The organism is Terasakiella brassicae (assembly GCF_014641495.1).
Taxonomy (GTDB): domain Bacteria; phylum Pseudomonadota; class Alphaproteobacteria; order Rhodospirillales; family Terasakiellaceae; genus Terasakiella; species Terasakiella brassicae.
This window is the reverse complement of sequence record NZ_BMHV01000021.1, coordinates 12,428-28,730: the sequence shown is the minus strand read 5'-3', so window position 1 is coordinate 28,730 and position 16,303 is coordinate 12,428. Positions and strand designations below refer to the sequence as shown.

Genomic DNA, 16,303 nt, shown 5'->3' with positions numbered 1-16,303 from the left:
AACACGATGAGTGAAAACATCGTGATTGGAGACGTGCGTCCGCGCATACAGGCGGTGGGTGACGGTATCTTGTCCACCTTCATTTTCCCGTTTGCCATTTTTAAGGAAACGGATCTGGAAGTCTATCTGGACGATGCTCGCCAACTATCTGGCTACAGTGTGAGTGGTGCCGGTCAAACCGAAGGGGGAAGTGTTATTTTTGACGTTCCTCCGCCTGCAAATACGGTGGTGACACTGCGGCGTTATTTAACCATTGAACGCATGAGTGATTTTGCAGAAGGCGGCGCTTTTCATGCCGCAGTCATTAATCAGGAACTGGATTATCTGGTTGCCTTATCACAACAGAATGCGGATGAGATTGTCCGGTCTGTCACCCTTGATCCAACGGACGGGGATGTAGGTCTCGTCTTACCCTTAAAAGAGCAGCGGGCGCATGCTTGTTTGGTCTTTGATGAGGAAGGGGCACCGGTTGTGGGGCCGAATGTGGAGGACATTGCACAAGCTCAGGCAAATGCCGGGATTGCCACACAGGCGGCTGCGGCTGCACAAGTCAGCGCAAGCTCGGCGGCGGTCAATCTTGCTTCTACGGAAATGGCCCGCGACCTTACCCTTTCTGCCCGTGATCAGGCTGTGGCAGCGGCTCAGAATACATTTTCCGTTTTTAAATACACGGCAAGCGGTGGCGAAACAACACTCAGTGGGCCGGATGACCGTGGCAAAACGTTAATTTATACGCCGGGCGTTGTACTGGTCGATATGAACGGTGCCCTTTGGGAAGAGGGGACAGATTATGTAGCCGCAGATGGGACGAGCCTTTCCGGCTTTGCTGCGCTTGCAGATGGTGATGTAATCACTATTCGCGCTTTTGGATCTTTTAGCATCACAACAGAAATGGACGCCCTTGTCGCCGAAGGTGCGAGCCAAATCGCAAATGTACAAGCCGAAGGCATAATCCAAACAGCCAGTATGCAGACCTATGCACAGCAAATGGCGGATATCGTCAACAATACATATTCAGGGGCTTTCTTTGAAATGGACGGCAACGGTGACGTCATGGCGACCCTGTCCCCGATTTATTCCGAAACTTATGAGCTTGACATCAACGGCGATATCCAGCCGCTTTAAGGAGATTTTGAAACATGGCAACTAAAAATATTGTCCCTCGCGCCAATGGTGAGGGGAGTATCGGCACAAGTGTAAAACGTTGGCTTAAAGGCTGGTTTAACAGTGTGGATGTGTCCGGTGACGTGGATATTGGCGGTAATTTTATTCTGCCCGATAGTGGCACACAAGCCCTTCGCAGCAAGAATGGAAACAACAAGATTTTCCCTATCACCAGTGTTGGGGATATGTGGCAAATTTCATCAGGAAACTGGATAGCGGATGCTAATAATTTCACATTTCGTTCGTTAGACTCAGCCATAAATCACAAAACAGTAACACAAAATGGTGAAACGATTAATCATTGCAATATAAATGCCGCTGCGCATCAAGTGAAGGCTGGTCCTGCCGTAACAGACTTTACGCCTTACTATGCTGACATGAACAATGCGGAACGATATCGGGTTCGGTATAATACGAACGATACTTATATTCAACTCATTTCGGGAAGTGGCACGAGGGCTCAAATTACAGAAACCACTTCGGGGCATCTATATTTTGGCACAAATAACAGAGTTTATGATCTCGCGTTAAATCCTGCTGGTACTGAATTTTCATACCTCGGATATGGCCAATCCAACGATAACCGACTCATTGTGGGCTATGATCCAACTACTGGAGTTGGATCATTCAAAGCATACAGTACTGGTGGTAACACATCTATTCATTTAGGGACTTCCAATGCAGGTGTTTATGCTGATCATTTCCACATGAATAACCTCGGATATGTTGGAATTGGCACCGCGTCACCATCTCGTTCCCTTGATGTAGAGGGTAATGGGTCTGCCCCACTCGTTGAAATAAACGAAATTTCCGCATCCACTACAACAGGCGGCATTGTACAACTGAAAGCATCAGGACGCGCGGCCTCTACAAGTTTTTCCTACTTGGTCACGCAGGCCGGAGGGTCTGACAACCAACACCGTTTGCGGGGCAATGGAGACATTGACATTGATGGGGTGGTTAATACCACCGGTGCCGACTACGCAGAATATTTTGAATGGGTAGATGGAAATCCAACTAACGAAGATCGCCGTGGATGGGCGGTTGTTCTTGAAAATGGAAAAATCCGTAAAGCACTTGCTGCGGAAATTCCGTTTGGTGTGATTTCTGCGCGTCCAACTGTGGTGGGCGACAACAGTTGGAACTACTGGACGGACAAATACATTAAGGATGATTTCGGCTCCTACATCATGGAGGATTACGAAGTTGTTGAATGGACGGAAACGAAAATTGTTCAGGACGCAGCCGAGGCCGTTTACGAAACGGTCACGAAAGAGCGTGAGGTGCAAGCAATAGAAACCGTTTCAGAAGATGTTTCTTCCATTGAATTGATTGACGGTAAATATACCAAGATTGTCAAAACAGAGACAAAAAAAGTCCCGCTGTTTGATGAATTTGATCTTTATGAAGATGGTCAAGTTATTGGTGTTCATCGCGTTCCGCGAATGGTCACGGAAACATACGAGGTTGAAGAAGTTGTATCGCCTGCACAGGAAGAAAAGACAGAAGATGTCCAACATTCTTACGCGGTTGATCAAGTGCCTGACGGTATCGTTGTTCCAATGGATGTAACACGTTCAACACAACAACGCCGTAAACTCAATCCCGATTATGACGAAACACAGGAATATAGCCCCCGCTCTGAACGTCCTGAATGGGATTGTGTCGGTTTGATGGGGAAATTGCGTCTTGTTAAAGGTGAAGTTGTCAACCCGAACTGGATCAAGATGCGCGATGTTTCCGATACTGTTGAAGAATGGTTAGTGCGATGAGCGGGCGTAACCTTGCGGAAATGGCGCGCGGCCTTACGCCGGCGCACATTCCGGCCGGCAGTATCACGTCTGATAAGCTGGCGACGAATGCTGTGGGTGCTGACGCTCTTGACCCATCGGTAACGCCTGTTACGACAAAGCGCCAAGTTTCCGGTGAATATACGATAACCGCGAGTGCTGCAATTGATTGGGAACATGGTCTTGGCAGTATCCCCCAAAAACATGGTTTAAAGCTGAAGTGTGTTCTTGCGGAACGAGGCTATTTGGCAGGTGAAATTATCGACTTCCCCAACCAGAATATTGGTGTTGGCGGTAATAACCATAACATTGCGGTCAGTGCTGATGCAACGCATGTCCATGCTAAAATTGGTGTAACAACGGGTGTTTTTGGAGGCGGCGGACCAATCCTGATTATTCGGCGTGATAACGGCGGCAGTGAAACTTTAACCTCGGCAAACTGGAAGCTGATTATCTGGGCGGAAGCGTAAAAACGATACGATCAGCCTGAAGATAGGTGATTGTTGACCCGTTCTGCACATTTTTTGTGTGGGGCGGGTCAATGTAGCTGAAGAGAGGAGAAAGGAATGGAGGACAGTCCAAAACCCATAAGGCGTCGGCAACGGCGAAAAAAAGCATCATCAATTGAAGATGTACGTAGTTTACTGGCGGGTTTGCTTCCCAATCTTATTCAAAGTGCGACAACAAGTTATGAAGCTTTTTCGCGTGGGGAAGAACCAGAGGATGCGAAAGGTTTTGCGGCCCATCACGCCGCCTGCAAGGCCGCTTTATCTCATGTGGAATTATTGACCAAGCTTGTGCGCTGGGCGGAAAATACAGAGGAAGAAACAACAAAACCTTTGTCGGAGGATGACGAAATTGCAGGCCTTCTGGCAGGTGCGCGCGCAGCGTTGAAAGGACTGGAAAATGAATGCTGATGAATGAGTGTTCATGCTGGAAAAAGGAGAATAATAACAATGAAACAGCGTGTGGCCTTTCCGGAATTTGTCATGTTATGGGATCAACTTCAGGGGTTGGGTATGCCGCAGCATCACTTGAAAATTTGTCGATGGCTGGATGAGACCTGGATGCAAGGTCGACGTGAACTTTTACTTATGGCTTTTCGTAATTCCGGTAAAAGTACATTGGTCGGTTTGTTTTGTGCGTGGCTGCTGTATATGGATGCAGATCGTCGCATTATGGTGATGGCGGCTGATTTTGCCCTAGCCAAAAAAATGGTGCGCAATGTAAAGCGTATTATCGAACGTCATCCACTGACAAAACGACTAAAGCCAAAACGAAAAGAACAATGGGCATCGGATCAGTTTACCGTTAACCGCCCCAGTGAATTGCGTGATCCCAGTATGTTGGCAAAAGGCATTGGGGCCAATATTACTGGCTCGCGTGCCGATGTGGTAATTTGCGATGATGTGGAAGTCCCTAACACCTGTGATAGTGCGCCTAAACGGCTTGATCTGCGGGCGCGGTTACAGGAAATTGATTATGTGATTGTGCCGGGGGGATTGCAACTTTATGTCGGCACACCGCACACGTACTATACCATTTATGCCGATGAAGCGCGGGAGGAAAATGGCGAAGACGATGCCTTTCTCGCCGGGTTTGCAAGGTTCAAACTGGCATTGCTGGATCAAAACGGGCGCAGTCAATGGCCGGAACGTTTCCCTGATAACAATATTGCTGCGATTCAGCGACGAACGGGAAAAAATAAATTTGAAAGCCAAATGATGCTGCGCCCGGTGAATATTTCTGAAAGCCGTTTAGATCCTGATCTAATGCAGATTTACGAACGGGATTTGGACTATAACGAACATAACCGGATGGCTTCCTTGTCGTTGGGGGATCGTCAGTTGGTGTCGGCCAGTTGTTGGTGGGATCCGTCATTTGGATCGCCCAACAAAGGGGATGCCAGTGTTATTGCGGCCCTTTATACGGATGATCAAGGGGCTTATTGGCTGCATGCGTTACGCTACATGACCCATGATCCGGCAAAATTGGCAGAAGCTGACGAAGCAACCCAGCTCTGTCGGCAGGTGGTTTCTTTTGTTCGGGAATATTATTTACCTTCTGTTTGTCTTGAAACAAATGGCGTGGGAAAATTCTTACCGGGATTGTTGCGCCGTGAACTGGAAAAGGCCGGGGTGTCTTGTGCGGTGATCGAAAAACATTCTCGTGTGAATAAAGCGGAACGTATTCTATCTGCATTTGATGTGGTGTTGGCATCCAAGGCGTTGTGGGTTCATCGCAACGTCTGGAAAACAAGGTTTCCAACTGAAATGCGGGAATGGGTTCCTTCGGTTTCGGCAAAAGATGACGCACTGGATGCGGTGGCGGGATGTTTGCTTAGTGAACCTGTTCGTTTACCTCGCACCCCTTTGCATGAATTGGATGGAAAGATGATGCCCCACTGGGGAGGGAATGCGAGTTTTGTAAACGTTGATTGTGAATTTGATGTGTAAAAGAATCCTTGAGAGATAGGTTTGCGATGACCATATATTTCTAAATTGTAAAGTGAATGAAGGAGGATGTCATGCAACGTGTTTTTAGTGCATTTATTCTTTTCTGCGCCGTGATGTCCTTCGCCTTCCCATCTGTAGCACAAAGCCTGTGTGGTGAACGTGTGGACATTATTGATGCTTTGAAAGAACGCTATCACGAAGTTCCCGTTTCAATGGGATTGGCGGGGAACGGTGGTGTCGTTGAAATTTTTGCCTCAAACAAAGGAAGCTGGACCATTATTGTTACAAAACCAACAGGCGTTGCCTGTGTTGTCTCGGCAGGTGAAGCCTGGGAAAGCCTGAAGGGCAGAAGGGATAACGATACGGGTGTTTAGAGACGCAAGACTAGACTGAGAAAAAGTAGCAAAGAGAAACGCTTCGGCAGGTGATGCCGAAGCGTTTTTGTTTTTTAAGGAGATTTAGAAGATGAACGGAAGTTGGAGTATCGACCTGATCTGGTGGATTACGGCGTTTGAATTGCCGGCGATGGCAGGCTTGTTCTGGATGATTTGGCGAAGTCGACAAGACCATGATGATGATCGTGCTGAAATGCGTGAACATACGGAAACCGGATTTGGGAAATTGCGTGAAAATTTATCTGCTTACAAGCTGGAGGTCGCCAAGAATTATGCCTCAATCGCTTATATGAAAGATGTCGAACGTCGTCTAACAGGGCATTTGGTACGAATTGAAAATAAGCTGGATCAACCTATGCGTGGCGGGGTGTAAGTATGAGTAATTGTCGTTATTCCCGCACACCGGATAAGGCGGTTGATGTTTTGGCGCGGACCTTGTTTGGCGAAGCGCGTGGGGAAAAGGTTCGCGGCCTTGAAGCGGTCGCTTGTGTTGTGATTAACCGGGTTGAAAAAGCCATTCGTCGTGGCGGCTATTGGTGGGGCAATGATGCCGAAGGGGTGTGTTTACGTCCTTGGCAATTTTCCTGTTGGAATGTGAACGATCCCAATCGAGAGCAGATTTTGCAGGTTACAGATAACAACAAAGTGTTTGCAAGTTGCCTGCGGGTTGCCAGACGCGCGTTATTTGGGGGGGTGAAAGATCCGACACAAGGCGCGACACACTATCACCGCATTGGATTGTTACCGGCTTGGGCGCGTAATCGTATTCCCTGTGCGGAGATCGGAAATCATGTCTTTTATAAAGATATTCCTTGATCGTTTGGAAATGGAAATAAGGTGTTTTTTCTACGGAAAGGGCATTTGCGTATTGCTTCAAACTGACTCATTCTGTAATGTGCGCCAACTTTTTTCGTAAAATACTATGTATCCTTTTGTGCGGCTGGGTTATATTGACCGCTTGTATGTAAGGGAATGAAAAATCGTGAAGGAACGGTTATGAGTGTAGATTGGACGCCGGAACGAATTGAGATTTTGACTCAGCTGTGGAATGAAGGTATCGCCACCAGTGAAATCGGTCGACGTCTTGATGTGACGAAAAATGCGGTCGTCGGTAAGGTCCACCGTCTGGGGTTGCCGAAGCGTCAATCGCCGATCCAGCGTAAGCCCGCAAAGAAAAAGAAAGCACCGGAACCGGAAGTTATCACAATGGATAAACTCCGTCCGGGTATGTGTGCATGGCCAATCGGTGATCCAGGTACGCCAGGTTTTCATTTTTGCGGTGGCAAGGCAGTTGAAGGCAAACCTTATTGTGATACGCATTGCGAACAGGCTTATGTACGCAGTGTAAAAGACGATAGGAATAATGCGAAACGTGCTTCCTGATTTCTAAAAATACCGAATAAAAGCGCGCCTTTGGTTATGAAGGCGCGCTTTTTTTTGTCTGCAAACAAGCCATGTAAAGGACGACAGTTATGTCTTCACTTTTCCCGGGTTTTTCAAACCTGTTCAGTGTTGGAAACACAATTAGTCAATCATCTAACACTGACCCGAATGACGTGTTGAATACCAAAAACGCCCTTGCTCAAATCGGGGATTATCAGGTGCCGGATTATGGCATCACGGATATTCCCGATATGGGCATGATCAATGGCCTTAAGCGTTTCCAGCAAAAAAATGGTCTCAAGGTCGACGGGATCATGAAACCCGGTGGCCCGACTGAAAGCAAGATTGGTGAAACTCTCGCTAACCAAGGAATTTCGACGGTGAATCCGCTGGCAACCAAGGTGTCTAATCCCAAACCTAAACCGACAAAAATCGACGCACTGACAGGTTTGCGGGAAGTCAAAATGCCAAAACTTAAGAAACCAACGAATGCCGTGTGGGAGCAGGCTGCTAATCAGCAAAAGCCGGAAACAAGTCCTTGGTTTAAAACAACCAAACGGCAAGCTGTTTCTAATGAAGCCCATGCGGAAAACACCCGCACCATGGACGGTATGCTGAATTATTCGAACAATGGATTTCTACCAACGTTGTACGCTGACGCAGTTAAAAACGGGGGCGATCAGGCGATAGCTGAATATGCGAACTTTCTAAATCAGCTATCAGATCGCAAGAAAGAACGTGTGTACGGTTTTGAGCAAGAGGTGATGAACAAACTGCCTGATAATCAAAAACAAGCCCTTCTCGCTCTTACCGAAGGGGGGCAAGAAACAGGCGGCGATACAGAATCAGAACAGGAACCTTCGCAGCAATCAAATGAAGATTATCAAGATTCAAAAGAGTGTATTAATTTAAAATCTAAATATGATAGTGCACACAAAGAGGTCAAAAAGTATAAGAAAGCTTACTACGATAAGCGTGATGATATGACACGGTTAGGGGAAGAAGCGGACAAAGCAGAGCAGGAAATTCGTGATATTGTTTATGATGTTGCTAAAGATTTAACGCTGATTTCGTTTTTTGAACTTATTACCAGTGGAAGTGTTGAACAGGCTATGAATTGGCTTAAGAAACGAATTAAGCGTCCATTAGACTGGATCACAATTGCTCAAGATGCTTGGATCATCTACAACAATATGAAGAAGATTGAAGAGCTGGAAACGGAATCAAAGGATGATTATGATGAGTGGCAAAAATGGGTTGAGGCACGTGACGCTATTCAAGATAAAGCAGCAGAAGAGCCCTATAGCTGTAAAATTTACGGTTGGTACGAGGGTGATTAGTGGCATCGTTTCATATTTACTTTAAATCGGTGGTCATGCTGAATTGATCTTTGGAGATAGGAGCCAATTTTTTGTTTCGCTTTTTCAACTTCAGAAGCAACATCAGCTCCATTTTCACGAGCCATATGATACCAACCGTAAGTGCTTTGTTTATTTTGTTTTACGCCATAATCACCTGTTTCAGATAATTGGGCTAATTTAAGCATAGCGGGTACATATCCGCATTGAGCAGCCCACATAAGGTGCATCTCCCCTTCACGTCTGTTTTTATCGTCAAATGAACCTTTTAAGTATTCTATTCCAAGGATGAAGCGTGCTTTCGGTGAGAATAAGGCTGTTTGGCTCAAAATATTTCTTGCGGAGATTTGATCTATTTGAAGGGGACTCCTACCAAGATAACGACCTGAGCCATCTAACAGAGCTTGGGCTAATTCAATAAGGCCATCATCTGTGGAAGTTGTTTCGATCAACCACTCAATACCTTCTTTTAGCAAAGGCGGTATGGGACGGTCTTTTAATAAATCTTCATAGCGTTTATAGGTTCGCGAATTTTCAGTAAATGCTCCACGAGTGAGTAATAACTTGAACGCCTCATTGGCCTTGGCCTCAGATTTTTCAACACCATGCCCATAAGAGTATTTCCAACCGACATGAGCGTAAAAAGCAGGGCCACCCGCATCTGCGGCTTGTTTAAAATATTCAAACGATTTCTTAGGCGAATATTCTACACATACAGCACGGTCATACATTTCTGCGTAAACCAATTGGGCCGAATATCGGACATCACTATCTGCACTTTGCAGTTTTTCATTTAAATGTGAAAGAAGAGGGGTGCAGTTTCCCTGAACACCCTGATCATATTGTTCAAAAAAGGCACTGCTAGGGCCATGATGCAGAACCTCTTTCGCAGACCGTTTCGGAAGTGGCTTTGATAAATCCATTGCGTGAACAAGGTTTGGCCAGACAGCTCCAACCGTTAAAGCGGCGATAAAACCCCACAAGTGATATTTAAATCCAAACATTGCATACGGCCCATGATGATAATTTGACACATCATGCCCTATGAATGGTTCGGAGGGAATATCTCATTTGGTTGGGGGCCTACGGGTATATTTGGCGGCCTTGCCAGCCGTTTAGAGTGTCTCGTTGTCGCTGGAATTATACTCTTTTATGGGCGCGCAGGCTGGCAAGGGAATGCAAGGCCAGAGTGCCAACCACAATCCCACCGCCAATAACAGCGTTGGAAGACGGTATTTCATTTAGAACGGCCCAAACCCAAATGGGACCGATAATGGTTTCCAACAACATCAACAAGCTGACTTCGGCAGAGGGGATATATTTTGCCCCTAACCCTAACATGACAAATGCAAAAGCATTTAAACCACCCATTGCCCCCAATGTGATGAGCGATTGTACATTGACGACGAGGTAGGGAGCCAGATAGAGCGTGGGAATACAAACGACGATCCCGCCCCAGGCAAAGACATTCAAGACATTGATGTTTTTTTCACTTCGAATAACGGTCATGTTGGCTGCGGTGACAAACGCGCAGGCCAAAGCAAAGAGCTTGCCGTTTAAACCTGTTGTGTCCAGATTGTCGATAAAGACGATAATAATGCCAATGATCGCGCATCCCATTGCGATTATGGTCCGTAATGCAATTCGTTCTTTTAAGAAGATCAACGACAAGAGTGCGGCAAACAAGGACATGGTGCTTAAAATGACCAGTGCGTTGGCAACCGTTGTATGGGTGATGGAGAGGACGAAAAACAAGGTGCCGAAACCTGCCAGAATGATACAAAGCCATTCTTTTAAATGGGCAGGCCAAAGGGCTTTCAGGCCTGCGCGACGGCGAAAGAAAATTTGATAGAGAAACAAACAACAAGCAATGATCAGGCCGCGCCAGAAAACGATTGTCCAGTCGTGTGCATCCACAAGACGCACAAGCAATCCGTCCGGTGTCAGGGACAAAGCCCCCAGTGTGGCGAAGATAAGACCTTGAATATGGTCGGGACGTTGTTGCATGGTGTGTCAGTCATTTTTCAAAAAAGGGAATATACCGATGGGCTACATAGATCATATTCGGGCGTGTAACAATCACGATTTGTCCCGTTTTGTTTCTTTTCAGGGGCCTGCGGGGCAATCCATCGGATGGGTTCGGCGTGACAATCTGGCACTATTGTCAGAATTTCATGACGTTTTTGATTTTACGCAGGATGTCTTACGCTTAAAAAAAGTCGATGACATAACAGCACATATGGCGCAGGTGACACAGGCGTTACAGGATAAAAAACAAATTAACGGATGGCGTGGGGAACTGTACGCTGTATCACCACGTTTTGGGGAGGAGCCGTTATTTTTAATTGAACGGGCCGCGACACCGTTATTTGGTATTCGGGCTTATGGTGTTCATATCAATGGCTTTGTTCGTGATAAAGGCCAAATTAAAATGTGGATTGCCAAACGTGCGGCTGATCGGATGGTTTGCCCGGATATGTGGGACAATATGGTGGCGGGCGGTCAACCGGCAGGTCTGAGCCTCATGGGAAATATTATCAAGGAATGTGGTGAAGAAGCAGGGATCCCCGAAGATCTGGCACGTCAAGCTCAATCGGTTGGTACGGTCAGCTATATGATGGAAACCGATGGCGGTTTGAAACCCGATGTGATGTTTTGTTATGACCTAGAAGTCCCCAAAGAGTTCGTCCCGAACAATACGGACGGGGAGGTCGCGAGCTTTCATCTGATGGGCGTGGAAGAGGTTGCCGATATTGTCAAAAAGACCTTTGATTTTAAATTTAATTGCAATCTTGTCATTATTGATTTTCTTATTCGCCACGGTGTGCTCAATCCGGACGAGATCACAGACTATGAAGAATTGGTACGTGGTCTGAGGCGTTAATTTTGGAAATGTTATAATTTACTTTTCTACATTGTAAACTTGAAGAACAACCTATATAAAAGCCTTACATAGCCCACGGGTGCCTGTTTTGATGAAACCAGACAGGATAATCGGGAAAGCGGTGAAAGTCCGCTACGTGCCCAACGCTGTAACGGGGACTGTTGTGACAATTTTGACCACTGAGTTTTGCTTGGGAAGGTCGTTTACAACGGAATGAACCGAAGTCAGAAGACCGGCCTGTCGGGAAGTTTGATGAAACGGATTGGACGTTCGTTTCTGAAATAATCCATTTAAGGGGAATGAAAATGGATGGAACGACTTTGCCTATTCAGCCTGAAATCGATTTTTGTGAAAATGACCGTCACGGTGTGTACCGTGCGATTTTTGAACGTCGCGATGTGCGCGGGCAGTTCAAGCCGGACCCGGTTGAAGATGATAAACTTGCCCGTTTAATCACCGCTGCACATTATGCGCCTTCTGTTGGTTTTATGCAGCCGTGGGATTTTATGGTGGTGAAGCAGCAAGAGGTGAAACAAAAGGTTCACGACCTGTTTAAAACGGCCCATAATGAAGCCGCTGACATGTTTGAGGAAGAACGCCGCGAAACCTATCGCAGCCTTAAGCTGGAAGGTATTCTGGAAAGTCCGGTCAATCTGGTGATTACCTGTGATCGGTCCCGTTCCGGCCCTGTGGTGGTGGGACGAACCCATCAAAAGACAATGGATTTATATTCCAGTGTTTGTGCTGTGCAGAACTTATGGCTGGCGGCGCGTGCCGAAGGCCTCGGCGTTGGTTGGGTGAGCATTTTTAACGAAAAGGCTGTGAAAGAGGTCTTGGGTATTCCGAAAAATATTACAGTGATTGCCTATCTTTGTATCGGTTATGTCAGCCACTTTTATCAAAAGCCAGAATTGGAAATGGCCAATTGGCGCGAACGTTTGGCGATCGAAGATATTCTGCATTTCGATCAATGGGGCCAAAGTGAACAAAATTCACTGACGCAAACCTTGAAGGACCAACAGGCTGCCGCGCAAGAGGGCCGTTTCTTATCTGAAATCCTCTAACATGTCCCAGACCTGTTGTGGGCTATAATCTTTGTTACGCAAAGAACGGATGGTCAGCGATTTGTCCCGTTTGGCAAATCGCTTGCCGTCTTTGCCATGTAGCAGTGCATGATGATGATATTGCGGAACATTCAGACCCAGTAGGGCTTGTAGCAAACGATGGATATGGCTGGCGTGGAACAGGTCTTCACCGCGCGTCACCAGTGAAATATCCTGTAAATCATCATCAACCGTGACAGAAATATGATAGCTGGTCGGGGTGTCTTTGCGGGCCAGTACAATATCACCGAAAATTTCCGGCGTGGCCTGTTGTTTGCCATGCGCATGATCTACCCAATGAAGGGGGCCTGCGTACTGGCAGGCTTTGGTCATATCAAGACGCAATGCAAAGGCTTTGCCGTCCGCCAGCAGGTCTTCACTTTGGCTTTGGGTTAAATTGCGACAGGTACCGGGATAAAGAAGCCCATCGGGACCATGCGGGGCATGTGCTGAACGGGCAACCTCGGCCTGAATATCCTTGCGTGTACAAAAACAAGGATACAAAAGACCCTGACTGTTCAGCTTGTCTATGGCCTTTTGGTAATCGTCCATATGTTGTGATTGAATGCGCACCGGTATTTCCCATGACAGGCCAAGCCAGTTGAGGTCGTCATAAATGGCATCGATAAATTCAGGGCGACAGCGTCCTTGATCTATATCTTCGATACGCAGGAGAAAACGTTGCCCCTGTTCAGCACTGAACCGGGCACTGTAGGCATGGCCTAAATGCAGGTAGCCGCTGGGGCTTGGGGCAAAACGGGTGGTCTCAATGATCATGACAACTTTTATATATTCTGTAACTCCTTTGTCATAGGGATTTGTTAGGGTATAATCATTGATAGACAGGAGGTTAAACGAATGTATGCCTCGCCGATGCATTACCCGGCCCTCGTCCTCAATGCGGATTTCCGTCCTTTGAGCTACTACCCGCTGTCTCTATGGTCCTGGGAAGAAGCCATTCGAAATGTCTTTACCGGGCGGGTACAGGTGGTGTCGGAATATGATACCTGTGTGCATTCTCCCAGCCTTGAAATGAAGTTGCCGAGCGTTATTGCGTTAAAAGAATACGCAAAACCGGTTTCTCAGGTTGCCTTTACCCGTTTCAATCTGTTTTTGCGCGATATGTTTTCCTGTCAATATTGCGGGGTGCAGTTACCAGCACAGGATTTGACGTTTGATCATGTGCTACCCAAATGCAGGGGCGGGCGGACCCATTGGGAAAATATCGTGACGGCATGCAGGCCGTGTAATACGCAAAAGGGACATCTCAGTATTAAAGATGCCGGGATGAAGTTAATGACCCCGCCCTATAGACCCAGCAGTTTCGAACTTCAAGAACACGGCCGTTTCTTCCCGCCCAACCATTTACATGAGAGTTGGCGGGATTTTCTTTATTGGGATACGGAACTGGAAGATTAGAGAAATCAAACACTTGCAGTGGTGTTTTTACACTTCGGATTTTAATTTTACACTTTCGACCAATTTAAGCATGGCTTGGGAGGCTAATCGTTCCTGATTGGTTCCTCGGGCATAAAGTTCCACCATCGATGATGTTTTATGCCCCGTGATGGCTTTGACTTCATCAAAGGTGCAACCGGCTTCAATCAGCTTGACCGTTGCCGTTTTCCGCAGTCCATGAAAAACCTTGTTTTCGGGAATGCCAGCAGCGCGGCTTGCGGTTTTGAATTTGAGTTTCAGGTTAGATGCCGTCCATTTCAGATTGGTTGGGGTTGTCAGAACATGGATGTTGTTCTTCGGCATTGCTGAAATGATCTGCTGCAATGTTGGATGAATGGGGACCCAAAGCTCAACACCAGTTTTTTGCTGAACGACTTTTAGTCTGCCGTTGTTGATATGGCTCCATTTCATGTTGATGAGGTCACCTTGGCGCTGACCGGTATAAAGGGCAAAGGCCATAACCTGTTTAAGCACTGTAGGTGTGCTTTCAGCTTCCATGAAGCTTGCAACTTCTTCATCACTCCAGGGAAGGTGTGTGCCACCTTTATAGGGCTTGATACCATTTGCAGGGGAGGCTTTGAGGTAATCAACTTCAACAGCGAAGTTAAAGAGCTTTTTTAGCATTCGCAGGTGATTGTTGGCTGTTCCTTTTTTATTGCTCAATGACCCCATGTATTCCTTGAGCAAGGATCGGTCGATTTCGTAGATTTCCATCGGCCCGAAAACGGAACGGAGTTTATCAATATCCAGCCGGTATTCCTGCCGTGTGCCTTCCTTTAAGCCTAGGTAGTCCTGACTGCGGAGATATTCTTCGCAAAGGTCATGAAAGCCACCATTCGGGATTGGAGGAAGTTCTTCAAAGCTTGCATGAATTCTGGCATAGGATGCCAAAAAAGCAGGGCTGTGTGGATCGCCTTCAATACGTTGACGTTGGCCGCCTCTGCGATAATAGGCATATGGCTTGCCCTTACGTTTTATAATTTGAACATATTTAAGATTGCTGCGCATTCGGGAACCTCCTTCGGGCTTCTTCCCGTGCGTTATGTACTGAATTCAAAAGGCCAGAATGTTTATCAAGACTTCGATCTAGCAGGACGACATCCCAAAGGTTCCGTTTTATGCCTGGGTATTTGATAGGGGGTGGAAGTAACCCCTCATGAACAAGCTTCATAAAGGTCGGGACCGAGAGGCCCGCCCTCCGTGCGGCTTGTTTGTCTGATAACATGCGTTCGATCATGACTTATCTCCATTTGTCATTTTACTCTCGTGGATGAGTAATAATGGGCAAAGAGATATAAATTAGTCAAGATCAATAATGCACACATTATCTAAAATTTAACAATAGCACCAATTATGTGAGCGATTATATCGGTGCTAAAGTGAACTTGCGTAGTACCATTTTTGTTTTTGAGATCATTGTCCAAAGATATTGGTATGTGCCGTGGGTCGGTGCTTTCGGGGTAAAGCCAGAGATTGCCTTCATCGTCTTTTTCAAGGCGTTTACAGGAGATTTCTGTTCTTTCGGTCTCTTCATTGTAGCGTGCAAAAATGTAGTATTTTCCGATCTCTTGGATGGCTCCCTTGCTATCGGGAGTACATATAAGGATGCTGCCTTTAGGGAATCGTTTGTTCATTGAATTATCAAGGATTTCGATGCCTACAACAGTATCCGGATAAAGTTTATAAGGGTAGGGAACGGTCTTTATGGTTTCTGTCGATAAGGAATGGATGTATTCAGGTCTCCATTCATCTGCCGCGGCAAGTTCAACAATGCGAAGCTCTTTTGGTGAATAGCTGGGAACGGATTCATTTCCTTTAGTCGGTATGCCAAACTTTTCTATTGCTTGAGCAAGATACCAGACTTTTTCAATGTCTTCGGGCGCAAGTCCAATTGGGAGAATACCATCATTTTCTTCAAGTAAACGCTCAACAATTTGGTGAGATTTCAAGGAAACTTGAGATTCAACCTTGTTTAAGAGGTTATTTGCAATTGCACTAAGCGTAGAGAACTTCACATTATGTTTTGGGTTCTCGGTTTTCATAAAACGGCTTAGTGTCGTATGGGCAAAACCTGCATCTTTTGCCATACGGCTGATGGTCCAGCCACTAATTTTTTCAAGTTCACGTATGAATGCTTTTGTTCGTAGAATTTCTTGATGGTTCGACATGATTTTGCTTTGTTTAAATACGTAATTGCACTTTTCTAACATGGAAAGAATAGATGGGCAATTGTTTGAGCAAAAATGCACAATCTTAGATTTGAGTATTTAATCCGGTATAATCCGGTAAATATCCCGGTTTACAATCCGGTA

General features: G+C 46.3%; 18 protein-coding genes and 1 riboswitch. Of the genes, 13 read left to right on the top strand and 5 right to left on the bottom strand.

The genetic code is table 11. The features are described from left to right. Positions 1 to 6: 6 nt before the first annotated feature. The 10 genes from IEW74_RS13425 (at position 7) to IEW74_RS13380 (ending at position 8,528) form a co-directional block, all read left to right on the top strand. Entirely contained in the window at positions 7 to 1,125 is a 1,119-nt protein-coding gene (locus IEW74_RS13425; protein ID WP_188666093.1) for a hypothetical protein, read from the top strand. Positions 1,126 to 1,139: 14 nt separating this feature from the next. After that, a complete protein-coding gene (locus IEW74_RS13420; RefSeq protein WP_188666092.1) occupies positions 1,140 to 2,936 on the top strand; it encodes a peptidase G2 autoproteolytic cleavage domain-containing protein in 1,797 nt (598 codons plus the stop codon). After that, entirely contained in the window at positions 2,933 to 3,424 is a 492-nt protein-coding gene (locus IEW74_RS13415; RefSeq protein ID WP_188666089.1) for a hypothetical protein, read from the top strand. The genes IEW74_RS13420 and IEW74_RS13415 overlap by 4 nt, the downstream gene beginning before the upstream one ends. 96 nt (positions 3,425 to 3,520) lie before the next feature. After that, on the top strand, positions 3,521 to 3,871 hold the full coding sequence (locus IEW74_RS13410; RefSeq protein ID WP_229734361.1) for a hypothetical protein: 351 nt from the start codon (positions 3,521 to 3,523) through the stop codon (positions 3,869 to 3,871). 39 nt (positions 3,872 to 3,910) lie between these two features. Then, on the top strand, positions 3,911 to 5,410 hold the full coding sequence (gene terL / locus IEW74_RS13405) for a phage terminase large subunit (RefSeq protein WP_188666087.1): 1,500 nt from the start codon (positions 3,911 to 3,913) through the stop codon (positions 5,408 to 5,410). Positions 5,411 to 5,481: 71 nt separating this feature from the next. After that, the gene (locus tag IEW74_RS13400) at positions 5,482 to 5,784 is read left to right on the top strand and encodes a hypothetical protein (RefSeq protein WP_229734360.1); all 303 of its coding nucleotides are present in this window, start codon (positions 5,482 to 5,484) and stop codon (positions 5,782 to 5,784) included. A gap of 91 nt (positions 5,785 to 5,875) precedes the next feature. Then, the gene (locus tag IEW74_RS13395) at positions 5,876 to 6,178 is read left to right on the top strand and encodes a hypothetical protein (protein ID WP_188666085.1); all 303 of its coding nucleotides are present in this window, start codon (positions 5,876 to 5,878) and stop codon (positions 6,176 to 6,178) included. 2 nt (positions 6,179 to 6,180) lie between these two features. Beyond that, positions 6,181 to 6,621 (top strand): cell wall hydrolase, encoded by a 441-nt coding sequence (locus IEW74_RS13390; RefSeq protein WP_188666082.1) that lies wholly within the window; start codon positions 6,181 to 6,183, stop codon positions 6,619 to 6,621. 156 nt (positions 6,622 to 6,777) lie between these two features. Further along, positions 6,778 to 7,188, top strand: a complete 411-nt coding sequence (locus IEW74_RS13385) for a GcrA family cell cycle regulator (RefSeq protein ID WP_229734359.1) — start codon at positions 6,778 to 6,780, stop codon at positions 7,186 to 7,188. Between the two features lie 89 nt (positions 7,189 to 7,277). Further along, the gene (locus tag IEW74_RS13380) at positions 7,278 to 8,528 is read left to right on the top strand and encodes a peptidoglycan-binding domain-containing protein (RefSeq protein ID WP_188666080.1); all 1,251 of its coding nucleotides are present in this window, start codon (positions 7,278 to 7,280) and stop codon (positions 8,526 to 8,528) included. On the opposite strand, the gene IEW74_RS13375 is transcribed toward IEW74_RS13380, so the two are convergent. Both IEW74_RS13375 and IEW74_RS13370 read right to left on the bottom strand, forming a co-directional pair. After that, the gene (locus IEW74_RS13375; protein WP_188666078.1) at positions 8,525 to 9,550 is read right to left on the bottom strand and encodes a tetratricopeptide repeat protein; all 1,026 of its coding nucleotides are present in this window, start codon (positions 9,548 to 9,550) and stop codon (positions 8,525 to 8,527) included. The genes IEW74_RS13380 and IEW74_RS13375 overlap by 4 nt on opposite strands. Positions 9,551 to 9,686: 136 nt before the next feature. Then, on the bottom strand, positions 9,687 to 10,553 hold the full coding sequence (locus tag IEW74_RS13370; RefSeq protein ID WP_188666076.1) for a DMT family transporter: 867 nt from the start codon (positions 10,551 to 10,553) through the stop codon (positions 9,687 to 9,689). A 37-nt stretch (positions 10,554 to 10,590) separates the two neighbouring features. Between IEW74_RS13370 and IEW74_RS13365 the strand changes: the two genes are divergently transcribed. Both IEW74_RS13365 and bluB read left to right on the top strand, forming a co-directional pair. After that, on the top strand, positions 10,591 to 11,430 hold the full coding sequence (locus IEW74_RS13365; RefSeq protein WP_188666074.1) for a DUF4743 domain-containing protein: 840 nt from the start codon (positions 10,591 to 10,593) through the stop codon (positions 11,428 to 11,430). A gap of 60 nt (positions 11,431 to 11,490) precedes the next feature. Beyond that, positions 11,491 to 11,685: riboswitch (cobalamin riboswitch) on the top strand. Positions 11,686 to 11,735: 50 nt separating this feature from the next. Continuing rightward, a complete protein-coding gene (bluB, locus tag IEW74_RS13360) occupies positions 11,736 to 12,494 on the top strand; it encodes a 5,6-dimethylbenzimidazole synthase (RefSeq protein WP_188666071.1) in 759 nt (252 codons plus the stop codon). Here the strand turns inward: bluB and gluQRS are convergent. Then, positions 12,477 to 13,310, bottom strand: coding sequence for a tRNA glutamyl-Q(34) synthetase GluQRS (gene gluQRS / locus IEW74_RS13355; RefSeq protein WP_188666069.1), 834 nt, complete (start codon positions 13,308 to 13,310; stop codon positions 12,477 to 12,479). The two genes, bluB and gluQRS, sit on opposite strands and share 18 nt — an antisense overlap. A gap of 81 nt (positions 13,311 to 13,391) precedes the next feature. Here gluQRS and IEW74_RS13350 point away from each other — a divergent pair, with 81 nt between their 5' ends. Further along, positions 13,392 to 13,952: an HNH endonuclease gene (locus tag IEW74_RS13350; RefSeq protein ID WP_188666068.1), complete on the top strand. Its 561-nt coding sequence runs from the start codon at positions 13,392 to 13,394 to the stop codon at positions 13,950 to 13,952. A 27-nt stretch (positions 13,953 to 13,979) separates the two neighbouring features. Here the strand turns inward: IEW74_RS13350 and IEW74_RS13345 are convergent, their stop codons facing one another. Both IEW74_RS13345 and IEW74_RS13340 read right to left on the bottom strand, forming a co-directional pair. Further along, positions 13,980 to 14,999 (bottom strand): tyrosine-type recombinase/integrase, encoded by a 1,020-nt coding sequence (locus IEW74_RS13345; RefSeq protein ID WP_188666067.1) that lies wholly within the window; start codon positions 14,997 to 14,999, stop codon positions 13,980 to 13,982. A 320-nt stretch (positions 15,000 to 15,319) separates the two neighbouring features. Continuing rightward, a complete protein-coding gene (locus tag IEW74_RS13340; RefSeq protein WP_188666066.1) occupies positions 15,320 to 16,159 on the bottom strand; it encodes an XRE family transcriptional regulator in 840 nt (279 codons plus the stop codon). Between the last annotated feature and the right edge of the window lie 144 nt (positions 16,160 to 16,303).